Annotated in this window: 27 protein-coding genes; 18 read left to right on the forward strand and 9 right to left on the reverse strand. The window is 70.9% G+C overall.

Annotation, left to right across the window (positions count from 1 at the left end; all coding sequences use genetic code 11):
* The first annotated feature begins 21 nt into the window (after positions 1 to 21).
* Positions 22 to 1812, forward strand: coding sequence for an ABC-F family ATP-binding cassette domain-containing protein (locus ASG76_RS01215; RefSeq protein ID WP_056598816.1), 1791 nt, complete (start codon positions 22 to 24; stop codon positions 1810 to 1812).
* Between the two features lie 3 nt (positions 1813 to 1815).
* On the opposite strand, the gene ASG76_RS01220 is transcribed toward ASG76_RS01215, so the two are convergent.
* Complete coding sequence (locus ASG76_RS01220; protein ID WP_056598819.1) at positions 1816 to 2301, reverse strand: MarR family winged helix-turn-helix transcriptional regulator; 486 nt, start codon at positions 2299 to 2301, stop codon at positions 1816 to 1818.
* A 211-nt stretch (positions 2302 to 2512) separates the two neighbouring features.
* Between ASG76_RS01220 and ASG76_RS01225 the strand changes: the two genes are divergently transcribed.
* The 6 genes from ASG76_RS01225 to ASG76_RS01250 all read left to right on the forward strand — a co-directional run bounded on the left by ASG76_RS01225 (position 2513) and on the right by ASG76_RS01250 (position 6687).
* A complete protein-coding gene (locus ASG76_RS01225) occupies positions 2513 to 3325 on the forward strand; it encodes a trans-aconitate 2-methyltransferase (protein ID WP_056598822.1) in 813 nt (270 codons plus the stop codon).
* An 88-nt stretch (positions 3326 to 3413) separates the two neighbouring features.
* On the forward strand, positions 3414 to 4709 hold the full coding sequence (locus ASG76_RS01230; protein ID WP_056598825.1) for an NAD(P)/FAD-dependent oxidoreductase: 1296 nt from the start codon (positions 3414 to 3416) through the stop codon (positions 4707 to 4709).
* Between the two features lie 2 nt (positions 4710 to 4711).
* Positions 4712 to 5026: a TusE/DsrC/DsvC family sulfur relay protein gene (locus ASG76_RS01235; RefSeq protein WP_056599446.1), complete on the forward strand. Its 315-nt coding sequence runs from the start codon at positions 4712 to 4714 to the stop codon at positions 5024 to 5026.
* A 1-nt stretch (position 5027) separates the two neighbouring features.
* Positions 5028 to 5582 (forward strand): DsrE/DsrF/DrsH-like family protein, encoded by a 555-nt coding sequence (locus ASG76_RS01240; RefSeq protein WP_056598828.1) that lies wholly within the window; start codon positions 5028 to 5030, stop codon positions 5580 to 5582.
* 52 nt (positions 5583 to 5634) lie between these two features.
* Positions 5635 to 6207, forward strand: a complete 573-nt coding sequence (locus ASG76_RS01245; protein ID WP_056598831.1) for an AAA family ATPase — start codon at positions 5635 to 5637, stop codon at positions 6205 to 6207.
* Between the two features lie 9 nt (positions 6208 to 6216).
* Entirely contained in the window at positions 6217 to 6687 is a 471-nt protein-coding gene (locus tag ASG76_RS01250; RefSeq protein WP_056598834.1) for a hotdog fold domain-containing protein, read from the forward strand.
* On the opposite strand, the gene ASG76_RS01255 is transcribed toward ASG76_RS01250, so the two are convergent.
* From ASG76_RS01255 to ASG76_RS01275, 5 genes are all read right to left on the reverse strand, one after another.
* Positions 6688 to 7542 (reverse strand): amino acid ABC transporter permease, encoded by an 855-nt coding sequence (locus tag ASG76_RS01255; RefSeq protein WP_056598836.1) that lies wholly within the window; start codon positions 7540 to 7542, stop codon positions 6688 to 6690.
* A complete protein-coding gene (locus ASG76_RS01260; protein WP_056598839.1) occupies positions 7539 to 8228 on the reverse strand; it encodes an amino acid ABC transporter permease in 690 nt (229 codons plus the stop codon). Before ASG76_RS01260 ends, ASG76_RS01255 begins: the two co-directional genes overlap by 4 nt.
* Positions 8229 to 8311: 83 nt before the next feature.
* A complete protein-coding gene (locus ASG76_RS01265; protein WP_056598843.1) occupies positions 8312 to 9202 on the reverse strand; it encodes a glutamate ABC transporter substrate-binding protein in 891 nt (296 codons plus the stop codon).
* Positions 9203 to 9293: 91 nt separating this feature from the next.
* The gene (locus ASG76_RS01270; RefSeq protein WP_056598846.1) at positions 9294 to 10070 is read right to left on the reverse strand and encodes an amino acid ABC transporter ATP-binding protein; all 777 of its coding nucleotides are present in this window, start codon (positions 10068 to 10070) and stop codon (positions 9294 to 9296) included.
* A gap of 88 nt (positions 10071 to 10158) precedes the next feature.
* Positions 10159 to 11448 (reverse strand): family 16 glycosylhydrolase, encoded by a 1290-nt coding sequence (locus tag ASG76_RS01275; protein WP_056598849.1) that lies wholly within the window; start codon positions 11446 to 11448, stop codon positions 10159 to 10161.
* Positions 11449 to 11679: 231 nt separating this feature from the next.
* Here ASG76_RS01275 and miaB point away from each other — a divergent pair, with 231 nt between their 5' ends.
* Entirely contained in the window at positions 11680 to 13188 is a 1509-nt protein-coding gene (gene miaB / locus ASG76_RS01280) for a tRNA (N6-isopentenyl adenosine(37)-C2)-methylthiotransferase MiaB (RefSeq protein ID WP_056598852.1), read from the forward strand.
* A gap of 179 nt (positions 13189 to 13367) precedes the next feature.
* A complete protein-coding gene (locus tag ASG76_RS01285; protein ID WP_056598855.1) occupies positions 13368 to 14366 on the forward strand; it encodes a type IV toxin-antitoxin system AbiEi family antitoxin domain-containing protein in 999 nt (332 codons plus the stop codon).
* Positions 14367 to 14468: 102 nt separating this feature from the next.
* On the opposite strand, the gene ASG76_RS01290 is transcribed toward ASG76_RS01285, so the two are convergent.
* The 3 genes from ASG76_RS01290 to ASG76_RS01300 all read right to left on the reverse strand — a co-directional run bounded on the left by ASG76_RS01290 (position 14469) and on the right by ASG76_RS01300 (position 15589).
* Positions 14469 to 14822: a hypothetical protein gene (locus ASG76_RS01290; protein ID WP_157558871.1), complete on the reverse strand. Its 354-nt coding sequence runs from the start codon at positions 14820 to 14822 to the stop codon at positions 14469 to 14471.
* A gap of 67 nt (positions 14823 to 14889) precedes the next feature.
* Complete coding sequence (locus ASG76_RS01295; RefSeq protein ID WP_056598861.1) at positions 14890 to 15348, reverse strand: NUDIX hydrolase; 459 nt, start codon at positions 15346 to 15348, stop codon at positions 14890 to 14892.
* A 22-nt stretch (positions 15349 to 15370) separates the two neighbouring features.
* Positions 15371 to 15589 (reverse strand): antitoxin, encoded by a 219-nt coding sequence (locus ASG76_RS01300; protein ID WP_056598863.1) that lies wholly within the window; start codon positions 15587 to 15589, stop codon positions 15371 to 15373.
* A gap of 74 nt (positions 15590 to 15663) precedes the next feature.
* Between ASG76_RS01300 and miaA the strand changes: the two genes are divergently transcribed.
* From miaA to ASG76_RS19710, 9 genes are all read left to right on the forward strand, one after another.
* Complete coding sequence (miaA, locus tag ASG76_RS01305) at positions 15664 to 16578, forward strand: tRNA (adenosine(37)-N6)-dimethylallyltransferase MiaA (protein ID WP_056598866.1); 915 nt, start codon at positions 15664 to 15666, stop codon at positions 16576 to 16578.
* Positions 16579 to 16646: 68 nt separating this feature from the next.
* Positions 16647 to 17162 (forward strand): dihydrofolate reductase family protein, encoded by a 516-nt coding sequence (locus ASG76_RS01310; protein ID WP_056598869.1) that lies wholly within the window; start codon positions 16647 to 16649, stop codon positions 17160 to 17162.
* Positions 17163 to 17244: 82 nt separating this feature from the next.
* A complete protein-coding gene (ggt, locus tag ASG76_RS01315) occupies positions 17245 to 19110 on the forward strand; it encodes a gamma-glutamyltransferase (protein ID WP_056598872.1) in 1866 nt (621 codons plus the stop codon).
* 27 nt (positions 19111 to 19137) lie between these two features.
* Positions 19138 to 19923: a diaminopimelate epimerase gene (gene dapF / locus ASG76_RS01320; RefSeq protein WP_056598874.1), complete on the forward strand. Its 786-nt coding sequence runs from the start codon at positions 19138 to 19140 to the stop codon at positions 19921 to 19923.
* Positions 19924 to 19947: 24 nt separating this feature from the next.
* The gene (locus ASG76_RS01325) at positions 19948 to 20724 is read left to right on the forward strand and encodes an SDR family oxidoreductase (protein ID WP_056598877.1); all 777 of its coding nucleotides are present in this window, start codon (positions 19948 to 19950) and stop codon (positions 20722 to 20724) included.
* Between the two features lie 36 nt (positions 20725 to 20760).
* Positions 20761 to 21840, forward strand: a complete 1080-nt coding sequence (locus tag ASG76_RS19830; protein ID WP_056598880.1) for a thrombospondin type 3 repeat-containing protein — start codon at positions 20761 to 20763, stop codon at positions 21838 to 21840.
* A 63-nt stretch (positions 21841 to 21903) separates the two neighbouring features.
* The gene (gene hflX / locus ASG76_RS01335; RefSeq protein WP_056598883.1) at positions 21904 to 23472 is read left to right on the forward strand and encodes a GTPase HflX; all 1569 of its coding nucleotides are present in this window, start codon (positions 21904 to 21906) and stop codon (positions 23470 to 23472) included.
* Between the two features lie 103 nt (positions 23473 to 23575).
* Entirely contained in the window at positions 23576 to 25861 is a 2286-nt protein-coding gene (gene secD, locus ASG76_RS01340; protein WP_056598886.1) for a protein translocase subunit SecD, read from the forward strand.
* Between the two features lie 168 nt (positions 25862 to 26029).
* A complete protein-coding gene (locus ASG76_RS19710; protein ID WP_268788326.1) occupies positions 26030 to 26161 on the forward strand; it encodes a hypothetical protein in 132 nt (43 codons plus the stop codon).
* Positions 26162 to 26208: the final 47 nt, after the last annotated feature.

Consider the following 26208-nt stretch of genomic DNA (forward strand, 5'->3'; position numbering starts at 1 on the left):
GCCTGAGAGGATCGTCCCCTCATGGCGAACCTCATCAACCTCGAGCGGGTCTCGAAGTCCTTCGGCGTCCGGCCGCTCCTCGACAACGTCTCGCTCGGCATCTCGGTGGGCGAGCGGGTCGGCATCGTCGGGCGCAACGGCGACGGCAAGACCACGCTGCTCGAGGTGATGACCGGCCTCGAGGAGCCCGACACCGGACGGGTCTCGCGCACCCGCGGCATCGAGATCGGCTACCTCCACCAGGGCGACGAGCTGGTCGACAGCCACTCGGTCCGCGAGGCGGTGCTCGGCGGTCGCGAGGACCACGAGTGGGCCGCCGACCCCACCACCCGCCAGGTGGTCGAGGAGCTCCTCGCGGGGGTCACCCTGGACCGGGCGGTGGTGGGCCTGTCGGGCGGCGAACGTCGCCGCTGCGCGCTGGCCGCGCTGCTGCTCTCGCGCCACGACCTGGTCATCCTCGACGAGCCGACCAACCACCTCGACGTCGAGGCGGTCGCCTGGCTCGCCGAGCACGTGGTCAGCCTCCCCAGCGCGCTGATCGTGGTCACCCACGACCGCTGGTTCCTCGACGCGGTGTGCCAGACCACGTGGGAGGTGCACGACGGGGCCGTCGACCCCTACGAGGGTGGCTACGCCGCCTACGTGCTCGCCAAGGCCGAGCGCTCCCGCCAGGCCGCAGCCTCGGAGACGCGCCGGCAGAACCTCGCCCGCAAGGAGCTCGCGTGGCTGCGGCGCGGCGCGCCCGCGCGTACGTCGAAGCCGAAGTTCCGCATCGACGCCGCCAACGCCCTGATCGAGGACGTGCCGCCGCCGCGCGACCGGATGGAGCTGCAGCGCTTCGCCAGCCAGCGCCTGGGCAAGGACGTCATCGACATCGAGGACGTCGACCTCGCCCGCGGCGAGAAGGTGCTGCTCGACCACGCCACCTGGCGGATCGGTCCCGGCGACCGGATCGGCATCGTCGGCGTCAACGGTGCCGGCAAGACCTCGCTGCTGTCGCTGATCTCCGGCGCGCTGCCGCCCGACGTCGGCCGCGTCAAGCAGGGACGTACGGTCGCGCTCCAGCACCTCACCCAGGCCCTCGACGAGATCGACCCCGAGGCGCGGGTGCTGCCGACGGTCGAGTCGATCCGCCGCGTGACCAAGACCCTCGACGGGCAGGAGGTCACCGCGACCTCGCTGCTGGAGCGCTTCGGCTTCACCGGCGACCGGCTCACCGCACGCCTCGGCGACCTGTCCGGTGGTGAGCGGCGACGCTTCCAGCTGCTCAAGCTGCTGCTGACCGAGCCCAACGTGCTGCTGCTCGACGAGCCCACCAACGACCTCGACATCGACACCCTCAACGTGCTCGAGGACTTCCTCGACAGCTGGCCCGGCACGCTCGTCGTGGTCTCCCACGACCGCTACTTCCTCGAGCGCGTCACCGACTCGACCTGGGCGCTGCTCGGCGACGGGAAGGTCTCGATGCTGCCGCGCGGCGTGGATGAATATCTCGAGCGCCGCGCCGCTGACCTGAGCGCTGGTGGCGGCACGTCGCAGCCTGGGCGGCCCGCAGCCGACAATCTGCCGCCACCCCCCGCCAAGGCCCGCGCCGGCAGCGCCGAGGATCGCGCCGCCCGCAAGGTGCTGGCCAGGGTGGAGAAGCAGCTCGAGCGCATCGCGGCCCGCGAGGCCGAGCTGCACGCCGAGATGGAGGCCAACCTCACCGACTACGCCCTGCTGGCGCGCGTCGGCGACCAGCTCGGCGAGCTCGCCGCGGAGAAGGAGGAGCTGGAGCTGGAGTGGCTCGAGGCCTCCGAGGCCGTCGAGTAGGGCTCAACTGAAGGGCGCGAGCAGCGAGCGCAGCAGGGCGGCCAGGCGCGTACGGTCCGCGTCGGGCAGGTCGGCCAGCAGGTCGGCCTCGGCCGCGAGCAGCGCCTCGAAGGCGCCGTCGACGGCGACCTTGCCCTCGGCGGTCAGCCGCACCAGCACGCCGCGACGGTCGTGGGGGTCGGGCAGCCGCTCGACGAGGCGGCGAGCCACCAGGCGGTCGACCCGGTTGGTCATGGTGCCGCTGGTCACGAGGGTCTCGCGGAGCAGCCGGCCGGGGGAGAGCTCGTAGGGCTCGCCGGCCCGCCGCAGCGCGGCCAGCACGTCGAACTCCCACGACTCGATGCCGTGCGCGGTGAAGGCGTCGCGGCGGGCGAGGTCGAGGTGGCGGGCGAGCCGGCTGATGCGCGAGAACACCTCGACGGGAGCGAGGTCGAGGTCGCCGCGCTCGCGGCCCCACGCCTCGACCAGGTCGTCCACCTCGTCGCGCATGACGACATCCTGCCAGAAGCCCGGTCCGGTCGAGAATCTTGACATCGAGAGAGATGTGGCGGAGGGTGGAGATGTCTTGACGTCAAGACACTTCTGTCGTCATCCCTGGGTAGTCCGCTGCAATCGGCCGGTCCGCACGGTCACTTCACCGGCCGAACGCAGCGGACTACCGTCCGGGGGTGTGGACAGACGCCCGCAGGGAGGAGCCGACATGACCCACAGCTGGGACCCCGACCGCTACCTGGCGTACGCCGACGAGCGGGGCCGCCCCTTCGTCGACCTGCTCGCCCGGGTGCCCGCCGAGACGCCGCGCACCGTCGTCGACCTGGGCTGCGGCCCGGGCAACCTCACCGCGCTCCTGGCCGACCGCTGGCCGGGCGCGGACGTCACCGGGATCGACAGCAGCACCGAGATGATCGCCGCGGCACGCGCGCTCGACGGCGTGACGTGGGAGGTCGCCGACCTGCGCGACTGGGCCCGCCCCGACCCGCTGGCGCTGCGCGCGCCCGTCGACGTGCTCGTCTCCAACGCCACCCTCCAGTGGCTGCCCGACCACCTCGAGCTGCTGGGGTCGCTCGTCGACCGGGTGGCGCCGGGCGGCTGGCTGGCCTTCCAGGTGCCGGGCAACTTCGACGAGCCCAGCCACACCCTCCGCTCCGACATCGCCGAGCGCGCCCCCTATGCCGAGCACGTGCGCGACGTCGCGGTGCCCGCGAGTCACGAGCCCGACGACTACCTGCGCGTCCTGGTCGAGCTCGGGTGCGAGGTCGACGTGTGGGAGACGACGTACTTCCACGTGCTGACGGGCCCCGACCCCGTCTTCGGCTGGGTCTCCGGCACGGGTGCGCGACCCACGCTGCAGGCGCTCCCCGACGACCTGCGCCCGCTCTTCGAGGAGGAGTTCCGCGCGCTGCTGCGCGAGGCCTACCCGCCCGACGCGGCGGGCCGCGTGGTGATGCCGTTCCGCCGGATCTTCGCGGTGGCGCACAAGCCCGCACGCGACGACGTACGAGCCGCCGGCTGATGCGGCTGCACGTGGCGGCACCTGTTCCCTGCCCGGACGGGACCTCCGACCCTGTCCCCACATAAACCCCCGGGGGTATATGTGGAGCATGACCACCACACCCCCCAGGCTCCTGGTGCTCGGCGGCGGCACTGCCGGCACGATGGTCGCCAACAAGGTCCACAAGGTCCTGCCCGACTGGGACGTGACCCTCGTCGACCGCGACGACGTGCACGACTACCAGCCCGGCTACCTCTTCATGCCGTTCGGGATGAACACCCCCGAGCAGGTCCGCCGGTCGAAGCGCCGCTTCATCGACCCCGCGACCCGGATCGTGACGGGCGAGGTCGACCGCGTCGACGCGGACGGCCGCCGGGTGGTGCTCGAGGACGGCACCGTCCTCGACTACGACCACCTCGTCATCGCGTCCGGCACCACGCCCCGCCCGGACCAGACCCCCGGCATGCTGGGCGAGGGCTGGCACAAGAGCGTCAACGAGTTCTACACGTTCGAGGGCTCCCTGGCGCTGCGTGACAACCTCGCCGCCTTCGAGGGCGGGCGCCTGGTCGTGCACATCACCGAGCTGCCGTTCAAGTGCCCCGTGGCGCCCCTGGAGTTCACCTTCCTCGCCGATGACTGGCTGCGCCAGCACGGTCTGCGCGAGCGCACCGAGCTCGTCTTCGTCACCCCGCTGGACGGCGCGTTCACCAAGCCCGTCGCGAGCCGTGAGCTGGGGCACGCACTCGAGGAGCGCCACGTCACCGTCGAGACGGACTTCATGGTCGAGTCGGTCGACCAGGAGGCCAAGGTGCTGCGGTCCTACGACGAGCGCGAGGTGCCGTACGACCTGCTCGTGACCGTGCCGCTCAACATGGGCGCCGACTTCGTCGAGCGGTCCGGGCTGGGCGACGAGCTCAACTACGTCACCGTCGACAAGCACACCATGCAGTACCTCCCGCAGGGCGACCGTCCCGCGCACCCGGAGATCTTCGCGCTGGGCGACGCCGCCAACCTGCCGACCTCCAAGGCCGGCTCGGTGGCCCACTTCTCGGTGGAGGTCTTCATCGACAACCTGGTCCAGCTCGCGCACGGCAGGCCGATGACGCACTCCTTCGACGGTCACGCCAACTGCTTCGTGGAGTCCGGGCACGGCAAGGCCCTGCTGCTCGACTTCAACTACGAGACCGAGCCGCTCACGGGCACCTTCCCGGTCCCGGGCGTCGGCCCGCTGCGACTGCTCAAGGAGAGCCGCTTCAACCACCTGTCCAAGCTGGCGTTCCGCCACATCTACTGGAACGCCCTGCTCCCCGGCCGGCCGCTGGGGCTGAAGCCGCAGATGTCCATGGCCGGCAAGCACCCCGAAGGCCCACCTGCCGCCATGTCGGCGTCGATGAGAGAGGAATGAGCATGCCCACCACCACCATCTCCGGGCGCACGCTCGAGGTGAACGAGGAAGGCTTCCTCGTCCACCCCGACGACTGGACCGAGGACCTGGGCGTCGAGCTGGCCCGGTTGATCGGGATCGAGATGACCGAGGCCCACTGGGTGCCCATCCGGTTCCTGCGCACCGACCACGCCGCCATGGGGGAGACGCCGACCCTGCGTCGGGTCAGCACCCAGACCGGCATCGACGTGAAGACCCTGTTCGGGCTCTTCCCCAAGAAGCCCGCCAAGAAGATGGCCTACGTGGCCGGACTGCCCAAGCCGAAGGGATGTGTGTGACATGACCACCGACGTGACCTCCCAGGTGAACGAGGAGACCTCCTTCGTCCCGTCGTTCGACGACGAGGCGGAGTCCGGCCGCAAGCTGGCCATCATCTGCTCCAAGGGAAACCTCGACATGGCCTACCCGGCGCTGATCCTGGGCAACGCGGCCCTCGGTGAGGGCATCGAGGTGCACCTGTTCTTCACGTTCTGGGGCTTCGACATGATCAACAAAAGGACCCAGGGCGACCTGCAGTTCTCCTACCTCGGCAACACCGCCATGCACCCCCCGGGGATGTTCGGCGTGCACATGCCGCAGGGGATGGCAGGCCTGCCCGGCATGACGGCTGCGACGACGAAGATGATGAAGAAGCAGATCGCCGACCTCGACGTGCCGGAGGTGCCGGAGTTCCTGGAGATGATCCACGCCTCCGGCGGTCACCTGTGGGCGTGCCGGATGAGCGCCGACATGATGAAGCTGCACGAGGACGACCTCATCGACGAGGTCGAGGGCATCATCTCGGCCAGCGACTTCATGGAGCTCACCGACGGGGCCCAGTTGCTCTTCATCTGACTGGCGGCACAACCGGGGTGCGCCCGTTCGGCGCATCGGCGAGGATCCGGGGATGCTGCTGCTGATCCTCGGACCACCCGCCGTCGGCAAGATGACCGTCGGGCGCGCGATCGCCGACCGCTCGGACTTCCGGCTGTTCCACAACCACCACTCGATCGAGATGCTGCTCGACGTCTTCGACTACGGCACGCCGCCCTTCCGCACGCTCAACACCGAGATCCGCAGCCGCGTGATCGAGGAGGCTGCGGCCGCCGGCACCGACCTGGTCTTCACGTTCGTGATGGGCATGGACGAGCAGGCGGAGGCCGACTACCTCGCCCGCCTGCTCGCGCCGTACGCCGACGACGTGGCGGTGGTCGAGCTGGTGGCCGGCCTCGACACGCGCCTGGTCCGCAACCGTACCGAGCACCGACTGGCGGAGAAGAAGTCCAAGCGCGACGTGGAGTGGTCGGACGACAACGTCCGCCAGCTCGAGGCGGACTACCGGATGACCTCGGAGCCCGGGCGGGACGCACCGGGCGAGCGCGTCCTCGCGCGGTGGCCGCACCTCGTCGTGGACAACACCGACCTCGGCCCGGACGAGGTGGCCGGCCGGGTGCTGGCGTGGCTGGTTACCGTCCAGTAACATCGCGGCATGCCTGCCGTCCTGGACCTCTGGAAGAAGACCTCCGCGCTGCCGCTGGGGGAGCGGGTCTTCTCGTACGCCTTCAGCCGCAAGGCGCCCTACTTCGCCACCATCCGGCCGCGGTTCACCGTGATCGAGCCCGACCACGCCGAGCTGGTGATCCCCGAGCGCCGCCGCGTGCACAACCACATCGGCACGGTGCACGCGATCGCGCTGTGCAACGGCCTCGAGGCGGCGATGGGCGCGCTCGCCGAGGCGACGATCCCGCGCGACCGTCGCTGGATCCCCAAGGGCATGGAGGTCGCCTACACCGCCAAGGCGTCCTCCGACATCACCTGCATCGCCGAGACCGACCCGGAGCAGTGGACCGCCGAGCTCGGCGAGGGCTACGACCTGCCCGTGCGGGTGCGCGGGGTGCGCACCGACGGCACGGTCGTGGTCGAGGGTGAGATCAGGTTGTGGGTCTCAGCCAAGCGCTGATCAGGTGTTGCGGCCGCCGTCGAGGTTGCCCACCCGGGTGAGCTCGAGCGGGTTCTTCTCGCCCACCAGCCGCTTCTGCACGCGCGTCGCGATCCAGGTGAGGATCAGGTTCACGATGACGTAGAGCGCCGTGATCACGATCGCTGTCGGCACCTGGTTGCGGAACTCGAGGTAGATCGGCTTGCCGACGGCGGTGAGGCCGGGCGCGAGGATGTAGTAGCCGAGGCTGGTGTCCTTCAGCGCCACGACCATCTGGCTGATGATCGAGGGCAGCATGATCTTCACGCCCTGCGGCAGCAGCACCGACGTCATCACCTGCGACTTGCGCATGCCGATGGCGTACGCCGCCTCCGACTGGCCCGTGGGCACGGCGTTGATACCGGCGCGGAACACCTCGGCGAGGACCGAGCCGTTGTAGAGCGTGAGCGCGATGACCACGCACCAGAACGGGCTGAGCGGCCCGTTGCCGATCGCGAGGAGGTAGAACGCGAACACCATCAGCAGCAGGACCGGGGCCGCGCGGAAGAACTCCACGACCAGCCAGGCCGGCCACCGGATCCACGCGCGGTCGGAGAGCTTGCCGATGCCGAGGAACAGCCCGATGACGACGGCGAAGATGATGGAGAAGAACGCCATCTTGAGCGTCTCGAGCAGGCCGTCGACCAGGACGTACTGGATGTACTTCGGGGTGACGTAGGGCTCCCAGAGGGCGTACTCGAGCTGGCTGCGGTCGTAGAGCTTCCAGACCGCGAAGGCGACCAGGGCAGCCAGCGCGACAACGCTGACGACGGTGTAGGCGCGGTGCCGGGCGACGGTCTTCGGGCCGGGGGCGTCGAACAGGACGGACGTGGTCATCGGGCCACCTTCACCTTGCGCTCGGCGGCGTAGGAGGCCAGCGAGACCACCTCGACGATGACGATGTAGCCGACGGCGAACGCCAGGAAGATCCCGATGCGCTGGTCGGCGTTGTTGTTGGTGAGCGCCCGCATGGTGGCCACGGCCTCGGCCATGCCGAAGGCCGCCGCGACGGACGTGTTCTTGATCAGTGCGATGAGCACGCTGGTCATCGGCGGGATGACTGCGCGCGCCGCCTGGGGGAGCACGACGAGCTTCATCGACTGGCTGAAGGTGAGCCCGATCGCGCGACCCGCCTCGGCCTGGCCGAGGGGGACGGCGTTGACACCGGAGCGCATCGCCTCGCAGACGAACGCGGAGGTGTAGAGCGTCAGCGCGATGCACGAGCGGACGAAGAACGCCGAGACGTTCCACCCGCCGATCTCGACGTCCTCGACGAACTTGAAGTTGTAGCCCAGCACCGGCATCGCGATGGCCATGAAGATGAAGATCATCAGCAGCGGCGTGTTGCGGAAGAGCGTGACGTAGAGCGCGGCGGCCTTGTTGAGGATCGACACGGGCCCGACACGCAGGACCGCGAGGATCGTGCCCCAGATGAGGGAGGCGATGCCGGAGACGACGAACAGGCCGATCGTCAGGCCGAATGCCTTCAGGTAGTCGTCGAAGTTCGAGAACACCGCGTCCATGCAGTGGGCTCCTCTCTGGTGGACGCCGGCGGGCACGAGGCCCGCCGGCGTCCGATCAGTGCTGGTTCAGCGGGGTGGGTGCGTCAGGCGGCGGGGCACTCGTCCATGGCCGGCGGCTCGGGCGTGTCGACACCCGACTGGCCGAGCGTGGCCTCGAACGCGGCGTCCCAGTCGCCGTCGTCCTCGGCCTTCTTGATGGTGTCGACGATCCACTGGCACATCTCCGGCTTGTCCTTGCTGTAGCCCACGCCGTAGCGCTCCTCGGAGAACGGGTCCACGACGACCTTGAGCTCGTCGGGGTTCTCCGCGGCGTAGCCGAGCAGGATCGCGCCGTCGGTCGTCATCGCGTCCACGGTGCCGCTGAGGACCTGGTCGACGCACTCGGAGTAGGTGTCGAAGCCGCGCGGCTTCGCGCCCTCGGCCTTGATGTTGTCGAGCGAGGTCGAGCCCGTCACCGAGCAGACCTCCTTGCCCTTGACGTCGTCGAGCGACGCGATGTCGCTGTCGGAGGCGACGAGCAGCTGCTGGCCGGTGACGTAGTAGGGACCGGCCTGGCCGACGACCTGGCGGCGCTCGTCGGTGATCGAGTACGACGCGATGACGAGGTCGACCTCGCCCTCCTCGAGGAAGGGCTCGCGGTTGTCGGAGATGGTCTCCTTCCACTCGATGTCCTCCGGGGCGATGCCCAGCGAGGCGGCGAGGATCTTGCCGATCTCGGGGTCGAAGCCCTTGGGCATGTCGTCGGTGGCGCCCTTGAACCCGATGCCGGGCTGGTCGAACTTCACGCCGATGGTGATCTTGCCCGCGTCGGCGAGCTCCTTCATCGCGGTGCCGTCGTCGAAGCTGTCGGCCGCGTTCTCGGCGACGTCCACGTCGGTGGAAGCGGTGTCGTCGCTGCCGGCGTCGCCGCAGGCGGCGAGCGAGAGGGCCAACCCCGCCGTGGCGATGATCGCCTTGGTCCTGATGAGTCTCATCCTTGCTCTCCTTCGGTTGGCGGCCCGAGGCCGTCGGTGGGTTCCTGGGGATGGAGTGGTGCTGTCCCGAGTGCGTGGTGTGGCGGGCTGCTCAGTGCTTGAGGATCTTGCCGAGGAAGTCCTTGGCGCGGTCCGAGCGCGGGTGGGTGAAGAACTCCTCGGGGGTGCCCTCCTCGACGATCACGCCGTCGGCCATGAAGACCACGCGGTCGGCCGCGGTGCGCGCGAAGCCCATCTCGTGGGTGACCACGACCATGGTCATGCCCTGCTGGGCGAGGTCGACCATGACGTCGAGGACCTCCTTGATCATCTCCGGGTCGAGCGCGGAGGTGGGCTCGTCGAAGAGCATCACCTTCGGCTCCATGGCCAGCGCGCGGGCGATCGCGACGCGCTGCTGCTGGCCGCCGGAGAGCTGGGCGGGGTACTTCTCGGCCTGGTGGCCGACGCCGACCCGCTCGAGGAGCTCGCGGGCCTTCTTGTCGGCGTCCTCCCTCTTCATCCCGCGGACCTTGATCGGGCCGAGGGTGACGTTCTCGAGGATCGTCTTGTGGGCGAAGAGGTTGAAGCTCTGGAAGACCATGCCGACCTCGGCGCGCAGCGCGGCGAGCGCCTTGCCCTCCTGCGGCAGCGGCTGGCCGTCGAGGGTGATGGTGCCCTCGTCGATGGTCTCGAGGCGGTTGATCGTGCGGCACAGCGTCGACTTGCCCGAGCCCGAGGGCCCGATCACCACGACGACCTCGCCGCGGGTGACGGTGAGGTCGATGTCCTTGAGGGCGTGGAGCTGGCCGAAGTGCTTCTGCACGTCCTTCAGCACGACGAGGGGCTCGCCCCGGCCGGCGCTGACAGGTGCGGTTTCCTGCGCGGTCATAGGCGCAACCTATCGGCAGGTAGCCCCTCCGGGCCATCGGGCATGACCCGAACGGGCTATCTCGATGGGGTGACGGTGCCGCGGACGGTCAGGCGACCTTGCGGCCCCGGGTGATGCGCACCGACTCCTTGGCCGTGGCGTCGAAGACGCGGACCCAGTCGACCTGGGCGGTGTCGGAGAGCTCGTCGGCGCTGAGCTCGCCGAGCTCGTAGTCGGAGGTGAGGTTGGAGAGCACGAGGTACTGGTCGGCCTGCGAGACCGCGGTGGTCTCGCGGTAGTACTCGCGGCCGTCGACGCGGAAGACGTACTCGGTGGGCGTCCACTCGACCGAGAACACGTGGAACTCGTCCCACCAGCTGCGGCCCTTGCCGAGGGCCTGGCGGGTGTCCTTGAAGGTGCCGCCGAGGCTGACCTTGTCCCAGTTGGCCTCGTAGTAGTGCACGTGGGAGCCGATCTCCTCGGTGCCGCGGCCGGTCTCGCCGAAGAACTCCATGACGTCGATCTCGGTGCCGGCCGACGGCACGCCGTCGGTGTACTTCGTGCCGGCGGGCAGCAGCCACAGGCCCGAGTGCATGCCCTTGGCGCGCTGGGGCTTGATGCGGGCGGCGACGATGCCGTGGCGGAAGAAGCGGGTGTACTCGGTCGAGACCTGGCTGTTGAGCAGGTAGGGGCTGGTGCCGGCGGTGCCCTTCCAGGTGTAGTCGCACGGCGTGCCGGCCAGGGCCGGGTCGAGGGCGACGCCGAGGTGCAGCACGCCGTCACCGACGCGGCGCGCGGCCGGGTCGACGCGGGCGCAGGTGCGGGGGGCGTAGACGCTCTCGTGCTCGCGCTTCTGGTCGTTCCACACCGACGTGTCGAGCGTGGTGCCGGAGAAGGTGTCCTCGAACTGCGGGTCCCAGCGGGTGGGGGTGACGCTGCCGGTGATCCACGTGCGGCCGTCCGAGGTCGTCCGCGCGCGGTAGGTGCCGGCGGTGGGGGCGAAGGCGGCCGAGCCCCACGCGTCCTCGGTGCTGGTGGCCACGGCCTTCCAGCCACGCGAGGTCTGGCGCTCGAGGGTCACCTTGCGGCCCGGGTCGGCCGGGGTGAACGTGGCGACCAGGGAGCCCTTGTCCGACGGCGCCGCGGGGGTGGTGCCGGGCTGCACGATCGGCGGGAGGGAGGCGAGGGTCCCGCGCACGGCCTCGCGTCGCTGGTTCCTGCCGCCCTTCGTGCCGTGCTGGGTGCCGTGCTTCGCGCCCTGCTTCGCGGTCGCCGCGCCCTCGGCGTACGCCCCCACCTGCTGCACCGAGAGCAACAGGACGGTGACAAGAAGCCCGAGCAGCGCCAGGTGTGCGGTCCGGGTGCTGGAGGACCGGGTGATGACGCTGGCGAGGCTCACGAGACGCTTCCGTTCGAGTCAGGGGCGGGGCGGATCTCGTGGCAAAACCAGATCTGCTGTTACCCAATTGTGGATGACTTGACCTGATCTTGAACAGACATGCGGCAGAACTAGGCATTACTGAGGAGTAATGACCCGTTTGTGCACTCGAATGGTCTAGGCGGGTGGCATGCGGCCGGCCAGCCGCGCGATTCTCGGGGCCGGCGGCGTCCGCCGTACGCTGGGAGCGTCATGAACGCACCCCACGCACCGGCTCGCACCTACGAGGTCAAGACCTACGGCTGCCAGATGAACGTCCACGACTCCGAGCGGCTCGGCGGCCTGCTCGAGGACGCGGGCTACGTCAGGGCCGCGAGCGGCGACCAGGCCGACGTGGTGGTCTTCAACACCTGCGCGGTGCGCGAGAACGCCGACAACAAGCTCTACGGCAACCTCAGCCACCTCGCGCCGGTCAAGGCCGAGCGCCCGGGGATGCAGATCGCGGTCGGCGGCTGCCTGGCCCAGAAGGACCGCGACACGATCACCACCCGCGCCCCGTGGGTCGACGTCGTCTTCGGCACCCACAACATCGGCTCGCTGCCGGTGCTGCTCGAGCGGGCCCGCGTCGCCGAGGAGGCGCAGGTCGAGATCCTCGAGTCGCTGTCGGTCTTCCCCTCCACGCTGCCCACCAAGCGCGAGTCGGCGTACGCCGCCTGGGTGTCGGTCTCGGTCGGGTGCAACAACACGTGCACGTTCTGCATCGTCCCGGCGCTGCGCGGCAAGGAGAAGGACCGCCGGCCCGGCGAGATCCTCGCCGAGGTCGAGGCGCTGGTGGCTGAGGGCGTCACCGAGATCACGCTGCTGGGGCAGAACGTCAACGCCTACGGCGTGGAGTTCGGCGATCGCCAGGCGTTCTCCAAGCTGCTCCGCGCATGCGGCGCGATCGAGGGCCTCGAGCGCGTCCGATTCACCTCGCCGCACCCGGCCGAGTTCACCGACGACGTCATCGAGGCGATGGCCGAGACGCCCAACGTGATGCCGTCGCTGCACATGCCGCTGCAGTCGGGCTCCGACAAGGTCCTGCGCGACATGCGCCGGTCCTACCGCTCCTCGAAGTACCTCGGGATCATCGAGCGGGTCCGCGCCGCGATCCCCGAAGCCGCGATCACGACCGACATCATCGTGGGCTTCCCCGGCGAGACCGAGGAGGACTTCCGGGCCACCCTCGACGTGGTGCGCGCTGCGCGCTTCTCCTCGGCGTTCACCTTCCAGTACTCCAAGCGCCCCGGCACCCCGGCCGCCGTCCTCGACGACCAGGTCGCCCCCGACGTCGTCAAGGACCGCTACCAGCGGCTCGCCGCGCTCGTCGACGAGATCGCCTGGTCGGAGAACAAGGCCCTGGTCGGGCGCACCCTCGAGCTGATGGTCTCCGAGGGCGAGGGCCGCAAGGACGCTGCGACGCGACGCCTGTCCGGTCGCGCGCCCGACAACCGGCTGGTGCACTTCGCCGCCGACTTCTCAGCCGTCGACGCCTCGTCGGTGCGTCCCGGCGACATGGTCACCGTCGACGTCACCTACGCCGCGCCCCACCACCTCGTGGCCGACGGCGCGATCCGGTCCGTACGCCGCACGCGCGCCGGCGACGCGTGGGAGCGGCGTACGTCCGGGTCCTCCACGTCGTCCTCGCCCGCCTCGGTCGGGCTCGGCATGCCGGCGGTCGGGGTACCCGCGCCGCTCCCGCCCGCGCCTGCCTGCGGCTGAGGGTCGCCCTCTCGCTCCCTGCCTCGGTCGCTGTCGCGATCCCCGGATATCCGGGGATCGCAACCGCATCGTGGAGTCCGTGAGCCCGTATTCGGACCGCGAGCTCCACGATCCCCGTTGTCCACAGATCCGTCGACGGGACTCCCGCGGCCGAGGGCCGGCGGGGATCGTCGTACGACATGGAGCCGATCGCGCCGAACCTCGCCCGCCAGTGCGGGGTGATCTCACGACGTCAGGTGGAGGCTGCCGGGATCGCCCCCCACGACCTGCGTCGACTCCTACGACGCCGGGACCTGACACCGCTCTTCCCCGGGGTGTACGTCGACCACACCGGCACGCCCACCTGGGTCCAACGGGCCTGGGCGGGCGTGCTGTTCTGCGCCGCGCATGACTCGCGGCGACGCCTGGGCGGCCCCCGTGACGACGACCTGGGCGCCGCCCTCTGCGGGCCCTCCGCGGTCCGGGCTGCCGATGGCCCCGGCCGCGGCGACGACGCCGGTCCGATCTGGGTCGCGGTCGCCCGTGACCGGCGCGTGCTCGCCCCGACGGGCATCACCGTGGTGCGCACCTTCGGGATGCAGGACCGCGTCCTGTGGAACCTTGGTCCTCCCCGGATGCGCTACGAAGAAGCAGCCCTAGACGTCGCGCTGGAGACGGCGGACGAGCTTGATGCCATCGGGGCTGTCGCCCGGGCAGTGCAGAGTCGACACACGTCGGCCGTCCGCATGCAGGAGGCGCTGGCGCGGCGTGCCCGCGCGCCGCGCCGCGCGTTCCTCCAGGCCGTGCTCGCCGATGTGGCCAGAGGGTCGTGCTCGGTCCTCGAGCAGGCGTACGTCACTCGCGTCGAGCGGCCGCACGGTCTGCCCGAGGGAGCTCTGCAGGTGCGGGTCGCGAGCGCCAGCGGGGTCATCTACCGCGACGTCGCAGTCGGCGAGCAGGCGTTGGTCGAGCTCGACGGGCGCCTGTTCCACGACACGGCCGAGCAGCGCGACCGCGACTTCGAGCGCGACCTCGACGCGGCGGTGGCCGGGCAGGGAACCGTGCGTCTGACGTGGGGTCAGGTCGTTGACCGACCGTGCAGCACCGCCGCCAAGCTGTCGCTCGTCTTCGAGCGGGCGGGCCTTCCCGGTGGGCGGCCGTGCGGGAGCAGGTGCGGGTGGCCTGAGGCGGCGGCCTGATCCGGCTGCGGTTGCGATCCGCGGATATCCGGGGATCGCAACCAGAGCGTGGAGTCCGTGAGCCGTCAGCCGGAACACGGACTCCACGATCAGCTCATCACCTCAGGCCGGCGGCTCCGGCGACCCGTCCTCGGCCTCCTGGCCCGCGCTCGGGCCGGAGTCGGTCGAGCCCGAGCCCGAGCCCGAGGTCGAGCCCGACGTCGAGCCCGGTGTCGAGCCCGGCTCCTGGTCGGCCTCGCCCTCGGGGGCCTGCGGCTTGTCGTCGGGCTCGGCGATCTCGTCGGGGAGCACGTCGTCCACCGCGGGGTTGTCGTCGGGGTCGAGGTCGCGGCCCAGACCGTTGTCGGCCGGGTCCTCGGGCAGCGCGTCGATGCCGCCGGGGACCAGCTCGGGCTCCTCGGTGACGGGGGTCGGCATCGGGCTCAGGTCGTCGTTGCTCATCGGGTTCCCTCCCATGGGTCGATCGTTCGATCCTGCCTCGGGCACGGAGCCCCGACCACCCCCCAGGGGTGGGTCCGCCCGTTCACCGCGACCAGCCGAAGGTGAGGTAGGCGGCGCCGGACGACAGGTGCGCCAGCGCGTGCGCCTCGTGCGGCACCATCGGCGTCGGCAGCGCGTCGAGCGGGCACCACCGGATCTCGGCGGCCTTCTCCGGCTCCACCACGCGCGGTTCGCCGCTCCACGAGCGGGCGGTGAAGAACCAGTCGATCCGCTCGTCGATCGCGTCGGCGTGCTGGGTGCGCTGCATGGTGAAGGCGAACTCGAGCTCGACGTCGGTGACGCCGAGCTCCTCGAGCGCCTCGCGCCGCGCGGCGTCGTACGCCGTCTCGCCCCGCTCGACGTGGCCGGCGGCGGCCGCGGCCCAGTGACCGTCCATGTAGGGCGTGCCCTGCCGCAGCTGCAGCAGCACCTCGGTGCCGGTGGCGCCCTCGCGCAGCAGGTAGACGTAGGACGCGGGGACGAGCACGAAGCGGTCGGTCACGCCGCCCAACCTAGGGGCTGCGTCAGCGGGCAGTGCCGGGCGGGATGTCGTCGTTCTTGCCGTCGAGGGAGTCGAGCGCGTCGCGGGCCTTGCCGGTGGCCTTGCCGATCTTGTCGGCGTGCTTGCCGCCGGTCTTCTCGTTGACCACGGCGCCGGCCTTGTCGATGCCCTGGGCGATCTTGTCGCCGTGGTCGTCGACCGCCTTGGTGAGCTTGTCCTTGGCCTTGTCCAGGAAACCCATGTGCGCCTCGCTCGTCCGTGCCCACCCCGGCGGGTGGGCTGATCCGAGCCTAGCCGGGCTGGGAGAATGGCCCCATGACCTCGCCGATCGTCGCCCTCGTCGGCGCGACGGCGTCGGGCAAGACAGGTCTGAGCCTGGAGGTGGCCGAGCGGCTGGGCGGCGAGGTGGTCAACACCGACGCCATGCAGGTCTACCGCGGCATGGACGTCGGCACCGCCAAGCTCCCTGCCACCGAGCGCCGCGGGATCCCGCACCACCTGCTCGACCTGCTCGAGGTGACCGAGCCCGCCACGGTCGCGCTGTTCCAGGAGTGGGCGCGCGAGGCGATCGCCGACATCCGCGGGCGCGGCGCCGTGCCGGTGCTGGTCGGCGGCTCGGCCCTCTACACCCGCGCGATCGTGGACCGCTTCGAGTTCCCCGGCACCGACGAGTCGCTGCGTCGCGAGCTCGAGGTCGAGCTCGAGCGCCTCGGCAGCACTGCGCTGCACGCCCGGCTGGCGGGGGTCGACCCCGACGCCGCCGCGCGGATCGAGCCCGACAACGGCCGCCGCGTCGTGCGCGCGCTCGAGGTGGTCGCGCTCACCGGGCGTCCCTTCAGCGCCTCGCTCCCGCGCCTGGAGTACGTCGACCCGCTGACCGTCCAGGTCGGCGTCGACATCGACCGGCCGACGCTCGACGAGCGCATCGGCCGCCGGGTCGACGAGATGTTCGCGGGCGGCCTCGTCGAGGAGGTGGAGGCCCTGCTCGCCCGCGGCCTGGCCGAGGGGCGTACGGCCAACCGGGCGATCGGCTACCGCGAGGTGATGGGCCACCTGGCCGGCGACCGCACGCTCGCCGAGGCGATCGAGCAGACGAAGACCGCCACCCGGCGCTTCGCCCGACGGCAGGACTCGTGGTTCCGCAAGGACCCGCGCGTCGTGTGGGTCGCCCACGACGACCCCGACCGCCTCGGGCAGGCGTTGCGCGCGATCGAGGGCGTCACCGCCTGAGCCCGATATCCCCGACGAGCGCAAGCACGATCAAGATCGGTGTCGGTGGTCGGTGGCACGGTGGGCCGATGGCGACCATCTACTACACCGGCTGCACGCTCGACGGCTTCATCGCGACCGACGACCACTCTCTCGACTGGCTGACCTCGCGCGACATCGACGAGGACGGCCCGATGGCCTATCCCGCGTTCAGCGAGCGCACCGGCGCGTGCGTGATGGGCGCCAACACGTGGCAGTGGATCCTCGACCACGACGAGGACCCGTGGGGTCCGAAGCCGACGTGGGTCGTGACGCACCGCGAGTTCGCCCCCACCCAGCAGGTGCGCTTCACCGACGACGACGTGCGCGAGGTCCACGCGCAGATGAGCGAGGTCGCGGACGGCAAGGACCTCTGGATCGTGGGCGGTGGCGAGCTGGTCGGCCAGTTCCACGACGCCGGCCTGCTCGACGAGGTGTGGCTGCAGTACGCGCCCGTCACCCTCGGCAGCGGCGCCCGGGTGCTGCCGCGCCACGTCGAGCTGCGACTCGAGGAGGTGGCCCGCAACCGCGACTTCCTGTGCGGTCGGTACTCCGTCGTGCGCTGATGCGCGTCCCCTCCCCGGGGGCGTGGACACGGCCCGTCGGCTGGGGGCAGGGTGGAGGTCCGTCTCTCGGAAGGCCCCTCCCATGCCCCACCTCACCTCCCGGCGGCTCGCATCCGTCGTCCCGGCCACGTGCGGCCTCGCCCTCGCCGCCGGACTCCTCGTCGCGCCCTCGACCGCCCAGGCCGAGGCCCCCTCGGCCGCCGCCGAGCGCGGGCGTCCGACCGCGAAGATCCCCACGGCCGTGGGCAAGGGCGGGGCGATCAGCACCGTCGACCCGGAGGCCAGCGCCGCCGGGCTCAAGGTCCTGCGCCACGGCGGCAACGCCGTCGACGCCGCGGTCGCCGCCGCGGCCACGCTCGGCGTGACCGAGCCCTACAGCGCCGGCATCGGCGGCGGCGGCTACTTCGTCTACTACGACGCCAGGACCGGAAAGGTGCGCACCATCGACGGCCGCGAGACCGCTCCCCGCACGATGCCCCAGGACGCGTTCATCGACCCGGCCACCGGCAAGCCCTACCCCTTCACCCCGGACCTCGTCACGAGCGGCGTCTCGGTCGGCACGCCCGGCACCGCGGCGACGTGGGACCGCGCGCTCGCCAAGTGGGGCACGCTCTCGCTCGGCGAGGCCCTCCAGCCCGCCATCGACGTGGCGACCCGCGGCTTCGTCGTCGACGAGACCTTCCGCCAGCAGACCCTCGACAACGAGGTGCGGTTCCGCGCGTTCAAGGCCACCCGCAAGCTGTTCCTGCGCGGCGGTGACGCCCCGGCGGTCGGAAGCGTGTTCCGCAACCCCCAGCTGGCCCGGACCTACACCCGGTTGGGCAGCAGGGGCCTCCCGTACTTCTACCGCGGCAAGCTCGCCGCCCTCATCGCCGACGTGGTGCGCCACCCGCGCACGACCAGCACCACTACGCTCCCCGTGCCGCCCGGCCACCTGACCCGCAAGGACCTGCGCACCTACTCCGTGCGCGACCAGAGGGCCACGAAGATCCACTACCGCGGCTACACCGTCCACGGCATGGCGCCGTCGTCGTCCGGCGGCACCACGGTGGGCGAGGCGCTCAACATCCTCGAGCGCTACCCGCTCGGCACGGTCGGCACGACAGCAGCGCTCCACCACTACCTCGAGGCCAGCGCGCTGGCCTTCGCCGACCGCGGCACGTACGTCGGCGACCCCGCCTACGTCGACGTGCCGACGCGCGACCTGCTCAGCGACACCTTCGCCGCGGAGCGCGCCTGCCGGATCGACCCGACCAAGGCGATGCCGAAGCCGACCGCGGCCGGCGACGTCACGTCGTACGACGGTGTGTGCTCGACCGCGACCGCGACCGCGAAGGCCGACGCCGACGCGGACACCGAGAACATCTCCACCACCAACCTGACGGTCGCCGACAAGTGGGGCAACGTCGTGGAGTACACCCTCACCATCGAGCAGACCGGCGGATCCGGCCAGGTCGTGCCGCGCCACGGCTTCCTGCTCAACAACGAGCTCACCGACTTCTCCACCACCTACGTCGAGACCGACCCCAACCGGATCCAGCCGGGCAAGCGTCCGCGCAGCTCGATGTCGCCGACGATCGTGCTCAAGCACGGCAAGCCGTTCCTGGCGCTCGGCTCCCCGGGAGGCTCGACCATCATCACGACCGTGCTGCAGATGATCGTCAACCGCATCGACCTCGGGATGGACGTCGAGCAGGCGATCGCCGCACCTCGTGCCACCCAGCGCAACACGGCCAGCACGACCGCCGAGCCGGAGTTCATCACGGCCTACGGCCCGGCCCTCACGGCGCTCGGCCACAAGCTCGTCCCCGCCGGGGACGCGTTCACCAGCGCGGCCGAGATCGGTGCCGCGACCGCCATCGAGTTCGGCCGAGGCGGCCTGCTCACCGCCGTGTCGGAGCCCACGCGACGTGGTGGGGGCGCGGCCCGCGTCGTCGACAAGCGGTAGCCCGGGAGTCCCTGCCACACTGGAGCCGTGAGCTACCCCTTCCTCAAGGGCCACGGCACCGAGAACGACTTCGTCGTCCTGCCCGACCCGGACGGCACGGTCCACGGCGACCTCACCCCCGAGCGGGTGCAGGCGCTGTGCGACCGCCGTTCGGGCATCGGCGCCGACGGCGTGCTGCGCGCCGTGCGGGAGGACGACGGCTGGTTCATGGACTACCGCAACTCCGACGGGTCGGTCAGCGAGATGTGCGGCAACGGCGTCCGCGTCTTCGCCCGCTACCTCCACCACCGCGAGGGCGAGTCGTTCCCGATGCGCATCCGCACGCGCGACGGGGTCAAGACGGTGGAGCAGTCCGGCGCCGAGCTGACCGTCGACATGGGTGCCCCGCAGGTGCTCGAGGAGACGTCGGTGTCGATCGGCGGGCGCACCTGGCCGGCACGTCACGTGTCGATGGGCAACCCCCACGCGGTCGCGTTCGTCGACAACCTCGCCGAGCCCGGCGCGCTGCTCGAGGAGCCTGAGCACGACGACGCGATCTACCCCGACGGGGTCAACGTCGAGTTCGTCGTACGCCGCGGCGAGCACCACGTCGCGATGCGCGTGCACGAGCGCGGGGCCGGCGAGACCCGCTCCTGCGGCACCGGCGCGTGCGCGGCGGCGGTGGTCACGGCGCTCGGCGACGACGCCCCCCGCGGGACGGCGTACCGCGTCGACGTGCCCGGCGGGACGCTCACCGTCGTGTGGACCGAGGACGACCGCGTGCTGATGACCGGGCCGGCCGTGCTGGTCGCGGAGGGCACGACCGACCTCTGAGCGCGACGTCCTAGGATCCGGGCCATGGACATCACCGGATCCTCTGCCATCGTCACCGGGGGCGCCAGCGGCATCGGCGCCGCGGTCGCCCGCGCCCTCGCAGCGAAGGGTGCGATCGTCGTCGTCGCCGACATCGACGCCGAGAAGGGCGAGGCGCTGGCCGCCGAGATCGGCGGCGTCTTCGCCTCCGTCGACGTGACGAGGACCGAGCAGGTCGCCGCGGCCGTCGAGGCCGCCGCCGAGATCGCGCCGCTGCGTGCCTGCGTAAACTCCGCCGGCATCGGCTGGGCCCAGCGCACCATCGGGCGCGACGGGCTGCTGGAGTCGGCCCACGACCTCGGCGCGTTCCGCAAGGTCGTCGAGATCAACCTCATCGGCACCTTCGACATGACCCGCCAGGCCGCCACCGTGATGAGCCGCAACGAGCCCGACGCCGACGGCCAGCGCGGCGCGATCGTCAACCTCGCCTCCGTCGCCGCCTTCGACGGCCAGATCGGCCAGGCGTCCTACTCCGCCTCCAAGGGCGGTGTGGTCGGCATGACCCTGCCCGTCGCGCGCGACCTGTCCGCGGCCGGCATCCGGCTCAACACCGTCGCGCCGGGCCTCATCGACACCCCGATCTACGACGCCTTCCCGAACCCCGAGGAGTTCAAGGCCAACCTCGGCCAGAACGTGCTGTTCCCCAAGCGCCTCGGCCGCGCCGACGAGCTGGCGAGCATGGTCGTGGAGTGCCTCACCAACTCCTACATGAACGGCGAGACGATCCGCGTCGACGGCGGCATCCGGATGCCTCCCAAGTGACGTTTGGCAGCGCCGCAGCCGGGTAGGACCCGGCGCATGGGGGACACACGGGGGATCGGTTCGTACGTCGTCGCGCTGCTGGCGCTCGCGTCCGGGGTGGTGGCCGTCGTGGCGACCGGAGGACCGGCTGCGGCCGCGTCCGTGCCGTGTGTCCAGACCTTCAGCCAGGACTGGACGAGGGGCATGATGCCCCCCGGCAGCGGCGCCTCGTTCGACGTCCAGGTGCCCGTCGGCGCCTCCACGCCCGACTGGGCGCGGGTCGCTGACGTGAACGTGTTCATCGAGCTCGGGTCCGCGCCGCAGATGCTCGAGCTCGACGTGCACCATGGCGTCACCGGAACCACACGCATGGCGATCTTCGACGAGCGGGTCTTCGGACGCGTCGCCCTCGAGTTCGACGACTCGGCCGGCCCGCGTGACCCGTTCCAGCTGCAAGGTCCGGTCCGTCCCGAGGAGCCGCTGTCGCGCTACGTCGGCGACGTCCTCAACACGACCGGCAGGGCGTCGTGGCAGGTCGTCGTGCTCAACCCGCCGGGCTCGTCGGGGGCGGTGACACCGCAGCGGGCGACGTTCACCTTCACCCTCGCCGACTGCGACTCCGACGGCGACGGGGTGCTGGAGAGCGTCGACAACTGCCCCTCCGTCGCCAACGCCGACCAGACCGACTGGGACGGCGACCGGGTCGGCAACGCGTGCGACACCACCCCGGGGACGGCGCCGGTGACGCCCACGCCCACGCCCGCCCCCACGCCCGCCCCCACCCCCACGCCGACCCCGACCCCGACCGGCACACAACCTCCCACCACCCCATCCGGCTGCACCGGATCCTGCGCCTACCCGCGCAGCGTCGAGCTGCGCCACCGCGCCGCGCGCCACCGCCTCACGGGCTCGGTCACCTCGGTCGCCGACGGGTGCCGGCGCACGGTCCCGGTGACGATCTGGCGCCAGCGCAAGGGCAACGACCACAAGATCCTCGTGCTCACCACCAAGGCCTCCGGCGCGTTCGCGACGAAGGCCCCGCGGCGGCCCGGGCGCTACTACGCGACGGTCGGCTCGGTCGCCGAGCCCCTCTGTGGCACCGACCGCTCCCGCGCCGTGCGCATCCGGCGCCGCTGAGCGGGGAGCATCCGGGCAAAGTGGTTCGCGCAGGGTGGCGCGGCGACCTACCCTTGACGGCATATGACGAACGCACCTGACTACCCGACCTCCGACTTCACCCTCCGCGACGCGCTCGACGCGACCCGCGGGTGGGACGACGAGGTCATCGAGCTCGACGGCGACCTCGACACCGACGACTCCGCGACCGACGCGGACGACGGCTTCGAGTCCGGCTACGCCGACGACGAGTCGTACGACGACTGGGACGACGCCGACCCCGAGGAGCTCACCGTCGGCGCCCAGGAGCTGGCCGAGCGCCACGCCCTGCGCCGCGTGGCGAGCCTGCGCACCGAGCTCGAGGACATCACCGAGGTCGAGTACCGCCAGCTCCGGCTGGAGAAGGTGGTGCTGGTCGGCGTGTGGACCGGCGGCACCGTCACCGACGCCGAGAACTCGATGGCCGAGCTCGCCGCGCTCGCCGAGACCGCCGGCTCCGAGGTGCTCGAAGCCGTCTTCCAGCGCCGCCAGTCACCCGACCCGGCGACCTTCATCGGTCGCGGCAAGGTCGAGGCGATCCGCGAGATCGTGCAGGCGACCGGCGCCGACACCGTCATCTGCGACGGCGAGCTGGCGCCCAGCCAGCTGCGCAACCTCGAGGACAAGATCAAGGTCAAGGTCGTCGACCGCACCGCGCTGATCCTCGACATCTTCGCCCAGCACGCGAAGTCCAAGGAGGGCCAGGCCCAGGTCGAGCTCGCCCAGCTGCAGTACATGAAGCAGCGCCTGCGCGGATGGGGCGGCAACCTGTCGCGCCAGGCCGGTGGACGCGCCGCCGGCGGTGACGGCATCGGTGGCCGCGGCCCCGGTGAGACCAAGATCGAGACCGACCGGCGCCGCATCAACACCAAGATCGCCAAGCTGCGCCGCGAGCTCAAGGAGATGCGCGGCACCCGCGAGGTCAAGCGCCAGTCGCGCCGCCGCAACCACATCCCGAGCGTCGCGATCGCCGGCTACACCAACGCCGGCAAGTCCTCGCTCCTCAACCGGCTCACCGACGCCGGCGTGCTCGTCGAGGACGCGCTCTTCGCGACCCTCGACCCCACCACGCGGCGTACGACGACCAGTGACGGCCGCGTCTACACGATGTCCGACACCGTCGGCTTCGTCCGCCACCTGCCCCATGGCCTGGTGGAGGCGTTCCGCTCGACGCTGGAGGAGGTCGCCGACTCCGACCTGCTGCTGCACGTCGTGGACGGCTCGCACCCCGACCCCGAGGGCCAGATCGCCGCGGTCCGCGAGGTGCTGGCCGAGATCGGCGCGACCAAGGTCCCCGAGGTCATCGTCATCAACAAGGCCGACGCCGCCGACCCGCTGGTGATCAGCCGGCTGCGCGCGCGTGAGCCGCACAGCGTCGTGGTCAGCGCGAAGACCGGCGAAGGCATCTCCGAGGCGCTCGCGACCATCGAGTCGGAGCTGCCGCGGCCGCAGGTGGAGTTCGACGTGCTGCTGCCCTACGAGCGCGGCGACCTGGTCAACCGGATCCACCAGGAGGCCGAGATCGGCTCGATGGAGCACACCGGCGACGGCACGCTGGTGGTCGGTCGGGCCAATGCCGACCTGGCCGGCGAGCTGGCGGCGTACAGTCGCTGACGTTTTGCGTCGCGTGACCGCGGAACCTCGAGGTCCCGTCGCGCGTTGACGTGTCTTGGGCCCGGATTCGGGCGTCCGGTTCCGGTAAGGGAGTATGTCGCGCATGTCACGTGGTGTCTGGATCCGCTTCATCCTCGTGCTCGGCCTGCTGGCCGGGTGCGCGGCGCTCGCGATCAACGTCAAGCCCAACCTCGGCCTCGACCTCAAGGGCGGCGCGCAGTTCGTCTTCCAGGCCGAGGGCACCGACCAGGTCCCGGCCAACGCCGAGAACGTCGACAAGACCCTGCAGGTCCTGCGCGGACGCGTGGACGCGCTCGGTGTCGCGGAGTCGACCCTGGTCCGCCAGGGCAAGGACCGGATCCTCGTCGAGCTCCCGGGCGTCACCAGCGACAAGCAGGCGCAGGAGGCCGAGGACCGCATCGGCACCACCGCCAAGCTGACGATCCACGAGGTGCTCGCCACCGCCGAGGCCGACGCCAAGCCCAGCAAGAAGGGCAACCAGGTCCTCCCCTCCGACCAGGGCGACACCCTCGAGGTCGGCCCCACCGTCATCCAGGGTGACCAGATCAGCGGCGCCAGCGCCGTGCAGCGCGACCAGAGCGTCGAGTGGGTCGTGGCGATCGACTTCAGCAGCGAGGGCGGCAAGACGTGGGCCGACATCACCGGCAAGGCCGCCTGCAACCCCACCGGTGACCCCAAGCGCCGCATCGCGATCGTGCTCGACGGCGAGGTCATCTCCTCGCCCGAGGTCAACCAGGGCATCGGCTGCAACGTCGGCATCCGCGGCGGCGCCACCGACATCACCGGCAACTTCACCGCCACCGACGCCAAGGACCTCGCCGCGCTCATCGAGGGCGGCGCCCTGCCGCTCGAGCTCAAGGCCATCTCCGACCGCCTCGTCGGCCCCTCGCTGGGTGCCGCGGCGATCAACGCCTCCGTCGAGGCCGGCATCATCGGCCTGATCCTCACCGGGCTGTTCATCATCTTCGTCTACCGCCTCGTCGGGCTGATGGCGACCGTCGCGCTGGCGTCGTACGCCCTGCTGGCGTACGCCCTGCTCGTCGGCCTCGGCTCCACGCTGACGCTGCCCGGTCTCGCCGGCTTCGTGCTCGCCATCGGCATGGCGATCGACGCCAACGTGCTGGTCTTCGAACGAGCGCGCGAGGAGTACCAGGCCTATCCGTCGGCCGGGCTGCGCCGCGCGCTCGCGGTCGGCTTCAACAAGGCGTGGAGCGCCATCATCGACTCCAACGTCACCACCCTGCTCGCCGCGGCGCTGCTGTTCTTCCTCGGCTCGGGTCCGATCAAGGGCTTCGGAGTCACCCTGTCCATCGGTGTCATCGCCTCGATGGTCTCCGCGCTCATCATCGCCCGCGTGCTGTGCGACCTCGCGGTCGCCAACCGGCCGGTCGCCACCCACCCCCGCGTCAGCGGCCTGAGCCACCTCGGCAAGGTCCGCACCTGGCTGGACCGCAAGAACCCCCAGCTCGTGGCCAAGCGCAAGCTCTGGCTCGGCATCTCGGGCGTGGCGCTCGTCCTGGCTGCGGCCGGCATCGCGACCCAGGGGCTCCAGCTCGGCGTGGAGTTCACCGGCGGCCGCCAGCTCGACTACTCGGTGAGCAAGACGATCAGCGTCGACACCGCGCGCCAGGCCGTCGCGGACGCCGGCTTCCCCGAGGCCGTCGTGCAGACCGCCGACACCGCCGACTTCACCGTGCGCACCGGTTCGATCAGCAACGACGAGGAGCAGAAGATCGAGTCGGAGCTGGCCAAGGTCGGCGGCGACGTCACCAAGGTCGACGACCAGACCATCGGCTCCTCGCTCGGCAAGGAGCTGCGCAACAACGCCCTCATCGCCTTCGGCGTGGCGTTCCTCGCCCAGCTGCTCTACCTCGCGATCCGCTTCAAGTGGACCTTCGGTGTCGCGGCGGTCCTCGCGATGGCCCACGACGTGATCCTCGTCATCGGTCTCTTCGCGTGGCTCCAGAAGCCCATCGACGGCATCTTCCTGGCCGCGGCGATGACCATCGTCGGTCTGTCCGTCAACGACACCGTGGTCGTCTTCGACCGCATCCGTGAGCGCTGGTGGGCCTCGAAGCCGACCGACGAGTTCATCGAGGTGGCCAACACGGCGGCCGTCGAGACGATCCCGCGCACGGTCAACACCGGCCTCGGCGCGATGTTCATCCTGGCGGCGCTCGCGGTCCTCGGTGGCGACTCGCTGCAGGACTTCGCGATCGCGCTGCTCGTCGGCCTCGTCGTCGGCACGTTCTCCTCGGTCTTCGTCGCGACCCCGCTGCTGACCTACATGCAGCCAAGGTTCCCGATGAGCCGGGCCAAGAAGGAGAGGGTCGTCCGCGCGCCCGAGGACTCCGGCGCGGTCGTCTGACCGGTTCGGCCTCTCGTCGCTCTCGCGGGAAGTCCCCGGATATCCGGGGACTTCCCCGCTTGTCACACCAGATCTCGGCGGACAACCGGGAGACTCGGGTGCGAAGCTCGGCCTCAGCGCACCCGCTGCGTCCCCGGCGCACCTTCGCGAGCCGCGTAGGCTGGGCGCATGCTGTGGTTCCTGCTGATCGTCGTCATCGGCGTCGTCGCCTACAAGTACCGCGTCAAGCTCCTGGCCCGGCTTCTCGGCCAGCCCGAGCGGCGCATCGAGCGCCAGATCGGCCGCAAGAAGAACTACTGAGCAGCGACTGTGGATGGCGTACGACGACGTGTCGGCGCCGCCCCGTA

The organism is Nocardioides sp. Soil774 (assembly GCF_001428125.1).
In the GTDB taxonomy this organism is placed as follows: Bacteria; Actinomycetota; Actinomycetes; order Propionibacteriales; family Nocardioidaceae; genus Nocardioides.